The sequence below is a fragment of the Phytobacter sp. SCO41 genome (assembly GCF_003073275.1).
In the GTDB taxonomy this organism is placed as follows: domain Bacteria; phylum Pseudomonadota; class Gammaproteobacteria; order Enterobacterales; family Enterobacteriaceae; genus Phytobacter; species Phytobacter diazotrophicus.
In genome coordinates this window covers 4,179,725-4,193,742 of sequence record NZ_CP027225.1, presented here as the reverse complement: position 1 = coordinate 4,193,742, position 14,018 = coordinate 4,179,725, and the positions used below count along the sequence as shown (strand labels likewise).

General features: G+C 50.6%; 11 protein-coding genes. 5 read left to right on the top strand and 6 right to left on the bottom strand.

Features of this window, described 5'->3' with window-relative positions; translation table 11 throughout:
• The gene (gene arnB, locus C5523_RS20505) at positions 1-1,140 is read right to left on the bottom strand and encodes a UDP-4-amino-4-deoxy-L-arabinose aminotransferase (protein ID WP_108701866.1); all 1,140 of its coding nucleotides are present in this window, start codon (positions 1,138-1,140) and stop codon (positions 1-3) included.
• Between the two features lie 666 nt (positions 1,141-1,806).
• Here arnB and C5523_RS20500 point away from each other — a divergent pair.
• Both C5523_RS20500 and C5523_RS20495 read left to right on the top strand, forming a co-directional pair.
• Positions 1,807-2,193, top strand: coding sequence for a hypothetical protein (locus tag C5523_RS20500; RefSeq protein WP_041852289.1), 387 nt, complete (start codon positions 1,807-1,809; stop codon positions 2,191-2,193).
• A 5-nt stretch (positions 2,194-2,198) separates the two neighbouring features.
• Entirely contained in the window at positions 2,199-2,741 is a 543-nt protein-coding gene (locus tag C5523_RS20495) for an RNA polymerase sigma factor (protein ID WP_107222542.1), read from the top strand.
• Positions 2,742-2,809: 68 nt separating this feature from the next.
• Here C5523_RS20495 and C5523_RS20490 read toward each other — a convergent pair whose 3' ends face one another.
• The 4 genes from C5523_RS20490 to C5523_RS20475 all read right to left on the bottom strand — a co-directional run bounded on the left by C5523_RS20490 (position 2,810) and on the right by C5523_RS20475 (position 9,979).
• Entirely contained in the window at positions 2,810-3,514 is a 705-nt protein-coding gene (locus C5523_RS20490) for a DUF2076 domain-containing protein (RefSeq protein WP_108701865.1), read from the bottom strand.
• 215 nt (positions 3,515-3,729) lie between these two features.
• Positions 3,730-5,379, bottom strand: coding sequence for a methyl-accepting chemotaxis protein (locus C5523_RS20485; protein WP_108701864.1), 1,650 nt, complete (start codon positions 5,377-5,379; stop codon positions 3,730-3,732).
• Between the two features lie 278 nt (positions 5,380-5,657).
• Positions 5,658-8,267, bottom strand: a complete 2,610-nt coding sequence (locus C5523_RS20480) for an EAL domain-containing protein (RefSeq protein ID WP_108701863.1) — start codon at positions 8,265-8,267, stop codon at positions 5,658-5,660.
• A 641-nt stretch (positions 8,268-8,908) separates the two neighbouring features.
• Positions 8,909-9,979 (bottom strand): SDR family oxidoreductase, encoded by a 1,071-nt coding sequence (locus C5523_RS20475; protein ID WP_108701862.1) that lies wholly within the window; start codon positions 9,977-9,979, stop codon positions 8,909-8,911.
• A 102-nt stretch (positions 9,980-10,081) separates the two neighbouring features.
• On the opposite strand from C5523_RS20475, the gene C5523_RS20470 reads away from it, so the two are divergent.
• A complete protein-coding gene (locus C5523_RS20470; RefSeq protein ID WP_108701861.1) occupies positions 10,082-10,987 on the top strand; it encodes a LysR family transcriptional regulator in 906 nt (301 codons plus the stop codon).
• Positions 10,988-11,132: 145 nt separating this feature from the next.
• Here C5523_RS20470 and C5523_RS20465 read toward each other — a convergent pair whose 3' ends face one another.
• Positions 11,133-11,393 (bottom strand): DUF2534 family protein, encoded by a 261-nt coding sequence (locus tag C5523_RS20465; protein WP_079497931.1) that lies wholly within the window; start codon positions 11,391-11,393, stop codon positions 11,133-11,135.
• Between the two features lie 378 nt (positions 11,394-11,771).
• Here C5523_RS20465 and C5523_RS20460 point away from each other — a divergent pair, with 378 nt between their 5' ends.
• Both C5523_RS20460 and C5523_RS20455 read left to right on the top strand, forming a co-directional pair.
• Positions 11,772-12,086, top strand: a complete 315-nt coding sequence (locus tag C5523_RS20460; protein ID WP_108701860.1) for a PTS sugar transporter subunit IIB — start codon at positions 11,772-11,774, stop codon at positions 12,084-12,086.
• Positions 12,087-12,446: 360 nt separating this feature from the next.
• A complete protein-coding gene (locus tag C5523_RS20455; protein ID WP_108701859.1) occupies positions 12,447-14,009 on the top strand; it encodes a methyl-accepting chemotaxis protein in 1,563 nt (520 codons plus the stop codon).
• Positions 14,010-14,018 lie beyond the last annotated feature (9 nt).

Sequence of the window (14,018 nt, the reverse complement as noted above, 5' to 3'; positions counted from 1 at the left end):
TTATTGCCCTGCCAACTGATGAAGTGCGGCGATAACACGGCTGGTGTCGTCATCGGTCATATCCGGGAACAGCGGCAGCGAGCAGATACGCGCGCTATTCCACTCCGTATTGGGTAATGAAATGTCAGGGAAATTCTCGCGGTAGTATTTCTGCGTATGGGCGGCGCGGAAGTGCAGGCCCGTACCGATGCCCTGTGCTTTCAGGGCTTCCATCAGCGCGTCACGGGTCAGGCCGCAGCGTGTTTCATCAACGCGAATAATAAACAGATGCCAGGCGTGAACGTGCGGCCAGGCCGGAACCGTCAGTGGCTGGAACGGCGTATCAGCCAGCTCGCGTAAATAGCGCTGGGCTATCTCGGTACGACGCTGGTTGGCTTCGTGAAGCTTGCCGAGCTGCACCAGTGCCAGCGCGGCATTGATATCCGCCAGGTTGTATTTGTAGCCAGGAGAGATCACTTCCGCCTGCGGTGCGCGACCGTGTGTCTGGCGATCGTAGGCATCGACGCCAAGACCGTGGAATTTCAGGCTGCGAATACGCTGGGCCAGTTGCTCATCATCCGTCACCACCAGACCGCCTTCGGCACAGGTCATATTTTTAATGGCATGGAAGGAGAAAATCGCGGTGCCGCGACAGCCGACATGATGACCTTTGTAATAGGTTCCGGCGGCATGTGCGGCATCTTCAATCACGGGAATATTGTATTTCTCGCCCAACGCGCGAATTGCATCGATATCGGCAGGCGCGCCGGCGTAATGAACGGGAATAATGGCCTTTGTTTTTGATGTAATCGCGGCCTCAATGCTCTGCGGGGTCACCATCAGCGTGTCACGGTCAACGTCGATCATGACCGGGGTTGCGCCGAGCAGCACAATCATATTGAGGGTAGAGACCCAGGTCATGGAGGGGGTAATCACCTCATCACCGGCACCAATGCCCATCGCCATTAACGTGACATGCATACCGGCTGTTGCCGAACTCAGGGCAATGGCATGCTGGTTGCCCGTCAACTGGCAAAATGCTTCTTCCAACTGTTGGTTTTTGGGACCTGTCGTAATCCAACCCGACTTCAGAACGTCCTGAATCGCCGTTAATTCTTCGTCGCCCATAGAAGGACGTGAGAAGGGTAAAAATTCACGCATTACTTTTCCTTACCGTTGCTGGCAATGAATTCGCACTGTAGCCAGGGAAGCAGCAGACTCATTTCGTTGAGAGTACTTAGTACTTGCCTAGGCTAAGGCTTATTTATTAACTCAACCTTAAGAGATTGCATATTTTCATTAACGTTCACTTAAGATCGTTTCTGTTTAACTGGCGTTGAGGAAATAAATATTAGCAGGCGATGTTTTTGTTATTTTTATTATGTTTATCATGGTTTTATGTTTATTTTGGCACAAGAGGGGTAAAATAACTTAGCGGCGGCTTGAGCAACCGTAAAGATTTTTTTGTCGCTATCTCAATTTTGTTTAATTTATATTTATAGTCATCCTTTTGTCATTATGCTGTCACTAAATTTAGGGGGCGTTAATAATGAAAACATGGGGCTACTTTAAAAACGAGAATAGTCAGATTTGGCTTTTAGTGCTGTAACAAATCGCCATTAAGGTGATATGGATCACAAAAATGGCTGTTTTTTGCGCGGTCAGGATCTAACCGCTAACATTTCAACAGAAAATCATTTCAAATCATTTAATTACAATCGTTATTGGTTTCCATTTTCCCGACGCCTGAAAAAAATCATAAGTTTTTAGCAATATTTTTCTCGCTCATTCGTCTACCCGATTACAACACTATGAAGGAGAGACAACATGAGAAGATTTGGCAGCCACCGACGCCATCCCGGTAAGTTTGGTGTGATGTTTATTGTTTTTGCCGTCGTGATGACGCTGGTGGTGATGACCCTGTGGAACGCCATTATTCCGGGTCTGTTTGGTCTGAAAACCATCGGCTTCTGGACCGCGCTTGGACTGCTGGTGTTATGCCGTGTGCTGTTTGGCGGTATGGGCATGGGGCCGATGATGTTCAGAATGGCGCGCGATCATCGTCAATTGCATGAACGGTGGATGAACATGAGCGAAGAAGAGAGACAGGCCTTTTTCCAGAAACGCCACCGTTGGGGTGGGCGCGATGGCTGGCGCTGTGGCCCTGACATGCCAACAGAGAATGAATCACCGAAGCCGTCGGACAATGCGTGAGCATAATGGATAAGGCCGACAACGCCCGAACTGTGCGGCTCCTTGAAGCGCTCTCAGCGTGCCGGACAACGCTGAGAGCCTTTATCCGCCGCCGTATTCCGCAACGAGAAGACGTGGACGATATTTTGCAGGATGTGACGCTGCAATTGATCAACGTCGAACAACCGGTTGAGAATGTCTCCGCCTGGCTGTTTCGCGCGGCGCGCAATGAAATGATCGACCGCGGACGCAAAAAGCGGGAGTGGTTATTTTCGGACGACGAGGAGGCTGATGATCAACTCTATGATGTGCTTTTTGGCGATGTGCAGACACCCGAAGAGGCACGCTTAAGAGAGATTTTCTGGGATGAACTGGAAAGCGCGCTGGCGGCGCTTCCTGCGGCCCAACGCGAGGTATTCGAAAAAACCGAACTGGAAAATTACAGCTTCAAAGCCCTTTCCGCTGAGACGGGGCTGCCCGTACAGACCTTGCTGTCGCGTAAGCACAAAGCGGTACGCTATCTGCGAGAGCGACTTTCCGCGCTCTATCACGACATCATGCTGCCCTAGTCAAACACCGACAAAAAATCCCCGCCGCACCGGGCTGGTGTGGCGGGGATTATCATCATTGCGATTAATCAGATAAAGCTGTCGTCGTCGTTATTGCCGCCGAAATCGTAGTCATCATCCTGATCGAGGAAACGGCTATTGTCGTCGTTGCCCTGGTCAAAGAAGCTGCGGTCGGAGGCATTGGTGAAGCTGTCCTGATCCTGAAAATCGTTAGTGAAATTCCGATCACCGGCGACATCTGAGACCTGTTCGACAGGCTGCTCAATAATGTTCACGATCTCTTGTGGCTGGGAGTGGTGGAACATACTGGTCAGCATATCGGCCAGCACGACCCCACCGGCCACCCCGGCTGCGGTTTGCAGCGCACCGGCCATAAAACCACCGGAGCGGGCTGCCGGTTGCGCATATGTGGGCGCCGCTTGTTGCTGTGGCGGCTGTTGTTGCGGCGCGCTGTTCCAGTTGTTGGCTGGCTGCTGTGGCTGGCTTTTTCCACCGCCAAACAGGCTACTCAGGAAACTGCCGCCGCCGCTTTGCTGGTTGTTTTTCAGGGAGGCCACTTCATTCTGGAGATCCTGAATCTGTGCATGAAGGCGTTTCAGCGCAGCTTCCTGAATCAGCATCGACTGGGCCATATAGTAAGGCGCAGAGGGCTGCTGGCGCACAAACTCAGCGATCATATGATCGGCCTGGCTATCCCGTGCGCCGCTTTGCTGTTCCGCCTGTTTCAGACGCTGGAAAAGCCCCTCAATAAGCCGTTGTTCTTCATTTTGCATAGCAAAAACCTCAGGAGTGCATGGAGTTGTGGCAATGGCGTGCGTGCCTGTGCAGGTATCGGTTACGCGCGCCTGTAAGAGTTATTTTAGCCGATCAAAGTTATACGAAATGACAAGCAAACGCAGAATGATGAGAAAAGAAGAAGAAGGGGAGAGGGCTTTAAAATAAAAATGGCCGGTGTGTACCCGGCCATTTTCTCTGAGGTGACCCGTGCTTAGAAGGTCTGCCAGTTATCGTTACTTGGGGTGGATACAGGCACGCGCTGTGTCTTCACGCTGGTTTTCTTCGCACTGCGTGTGGCGGAAACCACACCGTTGCCCAGATCAAAGCGATCGACGGTCTTGTTCAATCTTTCCGCTTCGGACTCAAGAGAGACCGCATTGGCGGTGGCTTCCTGTACCAGCGTGGCGTTTTGTTGCGTCACGCCATCCATCTCGGTCATCGCCAGTCCGATTTGTTCAATACCACGGCTTTGTTCATCTGAGGCAACGGAGATTTCGCCCATCAGGCTGTTTACCTGGGCGACAGACTGGATGATCACGGACATGGCGTCACCGGCCTCCTGTACCTGCTCCGCACCAGTTTTGACTCGGTTGACCGATTCGCTGATCAAGGCTTCAATCTCTTTTGCCGCCTGCGCACTGCGTTGCGCCAGCAGGCGTACTTCGCTGGCGACCACCGCAAAGCCACGCCCTTGCTCGCCAGCGCGAGCCGCTTCCACTGCGGCGTTCAGCGCCAGCAGGTTGGTCTGGAACGAAATACTGTTAATCACGCTGGTGATATCGGAAATTTTTTGCGAACTGTCGGTAATCCCGTGCATGGTTTGCACCACAGTTGAGGTGATGTCACCGCCTCTTTTCGCCGTTTTTTGTGCTTCCTCAGTCAGTTTGAGAGCTTCACGCACGTTCTGGGCGTTGTTTCTGACAGTGGAGGTCAGTTCTTCCATACTGGCGGCCGTTTGTTGTAGAGCGGCGGCCTGCTGCTCAGTACGGCTCGACAATTCTTCATTACCACCGCGGATTTCACTGGTGTTGGCAAAAATGCTGGCGGAACTATCCTGGATGGTTTTTACCGTTGTATGCAGGCTTTCCTGCATTTTTTGTACATAGGGAATCAACTGCCCGGCGCAGTTACGGCCAAACGTCTCAAGCTGGCTACTTAATTTTCCTGCGGTCAGCAACTCAAGATGATTTTTTAACATCCCAAGCGGTTTAACCAGGTAATTTACTAAATAACGGTCGGTCAATAAGAGCGTCACCAGACCCGCCAGTAATGCGCTGATGAGCACTATTTTGTTATAGGACATCTGGTCTTTGGTTTTCACCAGAATGGCATCTGACTGAATCGCCTGAGTATATTTTTCAGCGGTTGCACCAAACTGCACGCTTAAAGGCGGGTAGGTTTTACGAAATAACTCGCGGAATTTATCCGGCTGATTATTTTTCGCCGCATCGTACATGGGCACAATGGCGTTAGTCAGCAACGCGTCCCAGTCATTGATCATCGCTTTTATGACGTCATCGCTCACGCCAGGATGTTGCGCATCGCGAAACTGCGCAAGCATATTCTGGCTGGTTGCCAGCGCTTTTGCGGCAGAATCCATTGTTTTGGCTGCGTTTGCTTCATCGCCGGTCTGGCGATAATCCATTGCCCGTAACATACGCGTCATGGTACGAAAATATTGGTCATTGCCTTTAACCAGCATGGCATAGGCATTCTTCTGTGACGCGTTTTGTGTGAGTAACTGATCAATTGTGGAAAAGTTATAAAAAGTAAGCAGGGTAGCCATTCCCCAAATAATACTGAAAACAACCAGTATCAGTAATATCATTTTCCTGATGGTGATATCGCGTAAAATTTGCATAGCTACCCCCGGTAACTGAATATAAAATATATTTGCAGACGAGCAGCCCGGTTGAACAGGCCTGGTGTTAAAGTTCTTATGCAATAAGGCATAAAATTAAATTTCGCAGACTAATCGTTATCCTTCGAAGGGATGTTTACGACACGCGTAAAACATCGGTAAAGATATTATGTTTAGGGCTTGTAAATAATGTTCTGGTAAGGTTAATGATGGTAACATAAAATTTATATACGCTAAAGTCGTTATTGCATCCTGGCGTAGGATCACAAATCTATGATTTAAAATTCCTCTTCGGTTATGGCTGGTTTTTTCTTTTTGAAATTTTGGTTAAGTTCAATTTTATCAAGAGTCGTTGGGCGGCTAATAAAATACCCCTGTGCGATATCGCACTCGAACGCTTCAAGTTGCTGTAACTGAGTGAACGTTTCTACCCCCTCGGCAGTGACCTCAAGGTTAAAATCTTTACCCAGTCCGATAATCTTCTCGACAATATTTTTTGCACTCTCAGAGTCGCCCATCGCCATAATAAAAGACTTATCGAGCTTGATGCCATCAAAAGGAAAACTCCGTAGATAATTAAGTGAGGCATAGCCAGTGCCAAAGTCATCCATCAAGAGTCTGACACCGAGGCTTTTTAATTGTTGCATGATTTTTAAAGCATTTTCTGGCTTGCTCAGGGTAGCGTTTTCGGTAACTTCAAGTTCGAGACGCGAAGCGTCAAAACCCGTTTTAGCCAGTATTGCTTTGACGCGAAGAACAATGTCGCTGGCCTTAAATTCAACTGGCGATATATTTACTGACAGGGACAGGTCTGCTGATTTATCTCTCACCTCGCGACATGCTGTTGTCAGAACCCAATCTGTTAGCGAGATAATTATTCCGGTCTCCTCAGCCAGAGGAATAAATTGGTCAGGCATAAAAAGCCCATGCGTCGGATGCTGCCAACGTACAAGTGCTTCGAGTGACGTTATCTTCTGCTGACTTATATCGTAGCGAGGCTGATATAAAAGAAATAACTGATCCTGTTTTATTGCCTCACGGAGTTCTTGCTCCAGTTCTCTGCGTTGAACAATTTGTTCAGCCATATCAGGTTCATAAAAAACCCAATAGGCATGCGGGTCATTTTTCGCTTTATACAGCGCGATATCAGAATAGCGGAGGAGATCGCTTGCGGTAACGGCATCTTGTGGTGCCAGGGCAATGCCCATGCTGACGTCGATAATAATCTCGTTACCACAGATATCAAAAGGACGGTTCAATTCCTCTACAATCCGCGAGCAAAAACCTTCAATATCTTCACGCTGGTTAAGGTCTGCGGCAATGATGATAAATTCATCTCCGCCCTGGCGTGTAACCAAATCAATGCTGCGCATGCAGTGGCGCAGGCGATTAGAAGCTTCACTGAGCACCTGATCGCCCACCGTATGGCCGTAGACATCGTTAATGATTTTAAAATCATTCAGATCGAGACTGATCATCGCCAGCGCATTTTTCGATTCGTTTTTTGATTGCAGTCTGCCCTCAAGGAACTCTTTCATCCGGACGCGGTTAGGCAGGCCGGTTAATTCGTCATGATGTGACAAATACTGAATGCGTTCGCTGGCCTCCACTTCCAGAGTGACATCTGTTGCGGTACCACGAAACCCCAATGAGCCATCAATCAGGGTGACGCGTTTGAGAGTTAAATTACAGTAGCGTTGGTTTCCCTGAGCGGAAAAATAGCTGCAATGGTTAAGGGTGAGGAAGTTACCTGCATAAGGAAGATCCAGCCATTTGGTCAGTGCCGGGTTGTCTTGTGACAGAAACGCCCGCAGCGAGCGGCCTATCCAGTCATCAATACGGTGACCGGTAATAACCGGGAAGCGCACAGATATCCAGGTAAGTTGTAAGAGCTCATCGGCTTCCCAGATCCAGTCTGTCGTTGTTTCCACCACGTCACGAAAACGGCGCTCGCTAATGGCGAATGCCCGGCGGCTTTGTTCCAGCAGGAATGTTTTTTCGTCATTCAGCCTTGCTTTTAAAAGCCCTTTGCGCACAAGAGAGAGCGCCAGAAGGACCGATGTGAGCATCAGCAGAACAAGAAGAGGGAGTACCCATGTGAGCAGCGTGTCACTGGGATTTTTATTGTTCCATTCAAAATAGATTTCGCCCCCTGTTACTGGCCATAACAAACCCGCTGTATGTGGTGGACGGCGTATGGGTTTTGACGCAAGGAGATGCAAATCCTTAATGGCATATTCCTCACCCATAGCGGCGAGTTTTTTAGGCGTCAGTTTATCAACAAAGATCATAATAGAATGATCCGCAGGCGCTTTCGCAAGAACAGCCCTATCCTCAGTGGTAATCCAGGCCGCTGAAATCAGGATTAATTCATTATTGGCAAAAACGACGCGCGAAACGGCTGTACCGTTGTTCACTTTCAGTGCCGTGCTTAATTCTGTATTAAGGTTTTTCCCCAGCCAGTCCTCAAAAGGGACCAGGTTAAGAGTGCCATTAATGACGCTGTAGCGCGTTTCTTCTTTAGGGGAGAGTACAAACACGCCTTCGTAACCGAATTTCGAATACAGTGATTTACCCAGGTTTTGTTCATCCCACGCCCAGCTTAAGTCTATCTTGCGATGGAGATTATCCCAGGCTTCGTTCCACGCGGCGTAATCGGCAAGATGCAAACGAAGGTTTTCCTGACGATTGTCGAGCGCTTTCATTAGCAGTTGTCGGGTTTGGTGGCGGGTGTTACGCGCCAGATCATTTTCTGTCTGAATGAGCGCAAATATTGTCGTTAAAAAAATGAAGCCCATAAGCATCAGTACCAGCGTCACGGTCTGCTTCATGATGCGATGCGTATCAGGTGCAGACGCAGGAGCGTACTGGTCATCGAAAATGTTCATACTTCACCTTTTCTACGCGTTTTAATTAGCAAAATATGTTTTTCTAGTTATCTGTATTAACGGCAAGGGACAATTAAACTTTAAATAAAAATGCGTGTTTTTATACGTTCGGCTAAGTTTGTGATAGACATCATTTTTTATGCAAGAAAAACAAAAAATGTCGTTTTTAATATTAAGATAACCTTAAGGTTAAGAAAATTAATACATCGTCTGGTAGTGGTTATTTTGCAACGTTTTTAACTTTATGATTTTATTGTTTTTCTTATTTTGGTGTTTTGATGTTTTCATAATGAGACTGTCTTGGTGTAATCAAATAATAACGTTAATTGCAAGTGGTTAGTCTCAAACCGTAAGAAAAGCGTTTATTTTTTCGTGACACCCGTATTGAATGTGCAAAAATGAGGGCGGTATTGTCTTGTTTAAGAATACGTTATGATGATTTAAAAAGAAATTTTATAAACCCCCAGTGAAACTATGTGCATTGTTATTCATGCTTCCAATTGTCATTTTCAAGAAGGCAATGTGGCGGGGGAAGGCCTGTTATCGTGAGATAAATACCTTTCAACACATGGCGCAACACGACCGACAGATTATAAAAATCAGGGACGAAGATGATCGCCCCTGGCTTCATCATCAAGACATTAGCGATCCGGAATAATTTTTTCCGCCTTCAACGTATCAAACAGGTGGGTAAACGAATCCAGTGTGGCCCGGTAGCCGGTAAACCCGGCCTTGCGGCTTTTGCTCATGTCGGTGAAGGCTTCCATTGGGCGACCGAGGTCCGCGTCGGTGTGCCACCAGGAGGCCAGTCGGCTGATATCGGGCTCGGCAAGCGAGTAGCGGGCGGCAATCTCGTGCCATGCGGCGGCTGCCTCCTGCATCCGTCCTTCCAACGGCATCATGGTCTGCGGATTTCCGCCAGACTCGATGCCAAAATAGGCGGCCAGGCGCGGCCAAAGCCAGTTCCAGCGGAATACATCGCCATTAACCGCATTAAAATCTTCGTTTGCCGCATTCGGGCTTTGTGCCGCCCAGGCAAGTTGTTCGGCGAGCAGGTTTGCATCAGTGACATCGGAGACGCCATGCCACTGTTCCGGCGAGCCCGGGAAAATAAACGGCCAGCCTTTTTCCCGGCACAGGGTGGCGTAGACTGCCAGCGTCAGACCCATGTTCATTGCGTTACCAACCGCATAACCGATGATGGTGTGCGGACGGTGCACACTCCAGCGATAACCGTATTTTTCCGCGCCGGCAAAGATCTCATCTTCCTGAGCATAATAGAAATTATCCACGGGCTGGCGCCCCTGCTCTTCACGGAAAGGCGTAACCGGTACGGCGCCTTTGCCATAGGCCTCGAACGGACCAAGGTAGTGTTTTAGCCCGGTAACCAGTGCGACATGCGCGCCGTTCAGGCGGTGACCCAGTGCCTCAATCACGTTTTTGACCATCGCGCCGTTGACGCGGATGTTCTCTTTTTCATTTGCCTGACGCGACCAGACGCTGAAAAACAGTGCGTCAGGCTTTATGCCCGCCAGCGCCGTATTCACCGCCTGCGGGTCCGTCAAATCGGCGGTCAGACGGGTGCAGCCTTCCGGCACCGCGCCGCGCCCGCGCGACAGCCCTGAGACCTTCCAGCCTTCCTGCACCAGCTTTTGCGCCAGCGCGCGGCCAATCACCCCGCTGATGCCGACAATCAGTGCCTCTTTTTGCATTTCACTCTCCTCATGCGTAAACGTTATGAGTAGACTAATCGAGAATTTTGTTCTTATTTCTGGCATTAATTCACATCATTCCTAACCTGAGTTCACGAATCAATGCACGATCAACGACTGAAGGACATTGTCCCCTTTGTTGCCAGTATAGAAGGGGGGAGCTTTGCCGCCGCGGCGGAGCGCTTGCATGTGACCGGATCTGCTATCAGTAAAAGCGTGAGTCGGCTGGAGGCGCGGCTGGGCTCAACGTTGCTGGAGCGGACAACCCGACGCCTGAAACTGACCGACGCCGGGCATGCGTATTACCAGACCTGTATTCGCATAATGGAAGAGCTTGCGGAGGCGGAATCGGTACTGGCGGCGCAACGCACTATTCCGTCCGGGCGGCTGCGGCTGGCCGTGCCGAATACCTATGGCAGGCTGTGTGTCATGCCGTTATTAATTACGTTTTGCCAGCAGCATCCGGAGATAGATATCAGCATGACCTTTTCTGACCGTTTCGTGGATCTGTTTGATGAAGGGATTGATGTCGCGGTGCGGATTGGCAAAACGGCGGAGATGCCCGCATCGCTGGGGTATCGGCAACTGGGGCGAGAGAAGATGGTGTTCTGCGCTTCACCCGCATATCTGGCGCGCGAGGGGCGCCCGGAAAGCGTCGGGGCGCTGTTGCAGCATAGGGCTATTTTGTACGAGCGCGTTGATGGCAGCAGTAAGCCGTGGCAGCTAGTCACCGAGGATGGGTATCCGGACTGGCGTACCGTGCCCTACCATATGGCGCTGGGGGATGTGGATGCCCAGTTACAGGCAGTGCGTAGCGGGTTAGGCGTTGCCCAGATGCCGACATGGCTGATTCGCGATGCCCTTGCGCGTGGGGAACTGGAGATAATTTTGCCGCATGTACAGCCCGACGGGCTGGCATTGACGCTGGTATGGCCGCGCCGTAAGCAGCTCTTGCCAAAGGTGGATGCGCTGCTCTGTGCGCTGAGCGGGCTGGATATCGGCGGGTGAAGTGAGGTAGGGCGGGTTGTTGTGCGGTCTGATGCCCTCACTCCGGCCCTCTCCCACAGGGAGAGGGGGGCTATTTCGTGCGGCCTGAACGTCTGGTCGCCCGGATAAGGCGTTTACGCCGCCATCCGGGAAACCAGCACCGAACCTAACCGCGATCATCCTTTGGTCCAAGGAACCAAAACGCGAAGGGCAGCGAACCGATGATGGTAAACATCAGGCTGTAAATAAACACCCACGCGCCCTGAATCACAAACATCGACACCGACCACTCGTCCATCGGCAAATCGTACTGATCCACCACCCCCTGGAAGGCGGCTTCTGAGATAACCGACACGGCGACCACAAAAACAATCGCGACGGCGATAAGGAATTTTTTACCCTCACGGGTACGCAATTTTTCCAGCATGTAAATCTCCTTATTGTTCTGTGCAGCCCGCAGGTAATGATGAATATCCATCCGGCGACGGCTGCTAACCAGATGCACTATTTCGCTGCTACGGCGAGAGCCTTTTCCACATTCTATGCTGCGGGCTTCCCTGCCTGACCCCAGGATGGCGCTACGCGCGTATAAAAACGGCCATCATACGGTTTATAAATCGGAAGTGTATCTTATTCTCATCTCAGATGTTACCGCTGATCGACCTGGAGGAGGAGAGGTGTTTATGCGGAGAATTTGCTCAGGTTGATTAAATATTAATCAAATATATTCGTAAACATGATGCAGGGCGCATTTTTTAAGCCAGGGCAGGCATAGCGTATCGGTAACTTCCAGGAGGGCACTACCATGAAAAAGTTATTAATATGTTGCCTGTTTGGTAACACGGCGGTAACGCTGGCCAAAAAAATGCAGGATGTTGCAGATGCAAACCGGTATCAGATTCAAATTAGCGGAATAGGGGCTGAGGCATTTGCCAGTGTGGCGCCTGCCTTTGATTGTTTCCTGGTGGCACCGCATATTCAATATAAAAAAGAAGAACTGAAAAAAGCGATTAAAGAAGGCCAGCATATTGAGGTTATTGCCGGCTATCCGTATGCCGCCATTGATGCAGAGAAAATATTAAAATTTGCCATCGATCGTATGGAGGAGTTGGTTGATTAATGATTTATTGAGAAATCTCCAAATAGGGCGTGCAAAAGGGCTCAGGGATGAGCGGGCAATGGTGTTATTAGTTTGCTGATGTTACCGATTGGTTGAATTGTTGTAACTTTATGAAAAATAACTTTTTAATATACTGATTATTCCCCTGGTTGCTCACGACGCGTTTCCTCATGTCTGCTCTGGCGCAACCTGTCCACCTGGTCAAACCATCGCTATTTCATATTTTCCCCGGTTTTTTACGCTACGTATATTAACCCTGTTCGCTATTACGCATTCGTGCGCTTGCAGTTGTCTTCTCGGGGCTGATACGAGTGTGTTTTCGCCGTTAAGGGGTTTCGGAATTCATTTATCGAGGGATATATGCGAGTAAAAAGACATTTCTCTCTGGGTGCGCTGCTGGGCACCGGCTTTGCCGCGATTATTGCTATCGGTCTGTTGGTGGCGATTTTTGGTCGTGCTGAATTGAATAACACCAGTCAACATATTGAGTTCTACGAGAAGTACCATCTGACTAATCTGCTGTCGATGCAGGCATTAAAAGACAATCTCAATAACGCCACCAAGGCGACGTTCATCATGGTGTTTCAGGATGATGAAAAGAGCCAGATGGAAGAGGAAAAACTGACCGAACTGTCGATTAAACGCAACGACGAACTGGTGGCGCAGTTGCAGGCGAATGTGCAGGATACTGACGCACAGAACATGCTGAACAATTTTAAAGCCACACAGGTGGAGTACGTGAATGTTGTGCGCCAGACCGTGGGGCTGGCGAAGAATGGCCAGATGCTGGATGCCCAGTCGCTGGCGGTCGAAAAGATGCAGCCGTTACAGATTCGCCTGTTTGAAGAGATTTCCGCGATGATCCAGACCCAGCAGGCCAGCACGACCTCAGCGGCGGCGGCCTCCACCGCAAGCGCCCGCTCCGCTGGCGACGCCCTGCTGATGATTGCTGCGGTGGCGGCATTACTTGGGATCGCCATTGCCTGGCTTTTCACCCGCTACATCAAGCGACAACTGGGGGGAGAACCCGCTTATGCGCTGCAGGTCGTCCATGAAATTGCGCAGGGAAATCTGGCCACCCGGATCATGCTTGCCCCTGATGACAGCACCAGTTTGCTGGCAGGGATGGATGAGATGCGACAAAGCCTGAGCGGTATCGTCAACCAGGTGCGGGAAAGCAGTGAGTCGATCTCGGCGGGGGCAAACGGTGTGGCGGAGGGCAGTACTGACCTGAGCCAGCGTACCGAACAGCAGGCGGCCAGTTTGCAGCAGACGGCCGCATCCATGGAACAAATCGGCCAGGCGATTCGCCAGAATGCCGATACGGTGCGGGTCACCAATCAGCAGGCGGCAACGGCCAGCGAAATTGCCGCAAAAGGGGGCGAGGCGATTGAGAATATCGTGCGTACGATGGATGAGATCAGCCAAAGTTCCCGCAAAATCAGTGAGATCATTACGGTGATTGACAGCATTACCTTCCAGACCAATATCCTCGCCCTGAACGCCGCGGTAGAGGCGGCGCGTGCTGGGGAACAGGGCCGGGGTTTCGCGGTGGTGGCGGGTGAGGTGCGTTCGCTGGCCCAGCGGTCGGCGTCTGCGGCAAAAGAGATAAAGGCCCTGATTATGGATAGCATCGAGCGTGTGGATAATGGCACGGCGCTGGTGAATCACGCGGGCGCGACCATTGGCGAACTGGTGCGGCAGTCGCACCATGTGGCGGGGATGATCGACGAGATTGGCGTGACGACGCGTGAGCAGGAATCAGGTGTCGGACAGGTGAATGAAGCGATTACCCAACTGGATAAAGTGACGCAGCAAAACGCGGCGCTGGTGGGGGCGTCAAGTACGGCGGCGGAAGATCTGCGCGATCAGGCGCAGCATCTGGTCACGCTGATGAGCGTGTTCCGTACCGTAGCCGTGTAGCTTTGGCCA

What these genes read in the sequence shown, in the direction of transcription:
- arnB (WP_108701866.1), bottom strand. Translation starts at nt 1,140, where the DNA reads ATGCGTGAATTTTTACCCTTCTCACGTCCTTCTATGGGCGACGAAGAA.
- C5523_RS20500 (WP_041852289.1), top strand. Translation starts at nt 1,807, where the DNA reads ATGAGAAGATTTGGCAGCCACCGACGCCATCCCGGTAAGTTTGGTGTG.
- C5523_RS20495 (WP_107222542.1), top strand. Translation starts at nt 2,199, where the DNA reads ATGGATAAGGCCGACAACGCCCGAACTGTGCGGCTCCTTGAAGCGCTC.
- C5523_RS20490 (WP_108701865.1), bottom strand. Translation starts at nt 3,514, where the DNA reads ATGCAAAATGAAGAACAACGGCTTATTGAGGGGCTTTTCCAGCGTCTG.
- C5523_RS20485 (WP_108701864.1), bottom strand. Translation starts at nt 5,379, where the DNA reads ATGCAAATTTTACGCGATATCACCATCAGGAAAATGATATTACTGATA.
- C5523_RS20480 (WP_108701863.1), bottom strand. Translation starts at nt 8,267, where the DNA reads ATGAACATTTTCGATGACCAGTACGCTCCTGCGTCTGCACCTGATACG.
- C5523_RS20475 (WP_108701862.1), bottom strand. Translation starts at nt 9,979, where the DNA reads ATGCAAAAAGAGGCACTGATTGTCGGCATCAGCGGGGTGATTGGCCGC.
- C5523_RS20470 (WP_108701861.1), top strand. Translation starts at nt 10,082, where the DNA reads ATGCACGATCAACGACTGAAGGACATTGTCCCCTTTGTTGCCAGTATA.
- C5523_RS20465 (WP_079497931.1), bottom strand. Translation starts at nt 11,393, where the DNA reads ATGCTGGAAAAATTGCGTACCCGTGAGGGTAAAAAATTCCTTATCGCC.
- C5523_RS20460 (WP_108701860.1), top strand. Translation starts at nt 11,772, where the DNA reads ATGAAAAAGTTATTAATATGTTGCCTGTTTGGTAACACGGCGGTAACG.
- C5523_RS20455 (WP_108701859.1), top strand. Translation starts at nt 12,447, where the DNA reads ATGCGAGTAAAAAGACATTTCTCTCTGGGTGCGCTGCTGGGCACCGGC.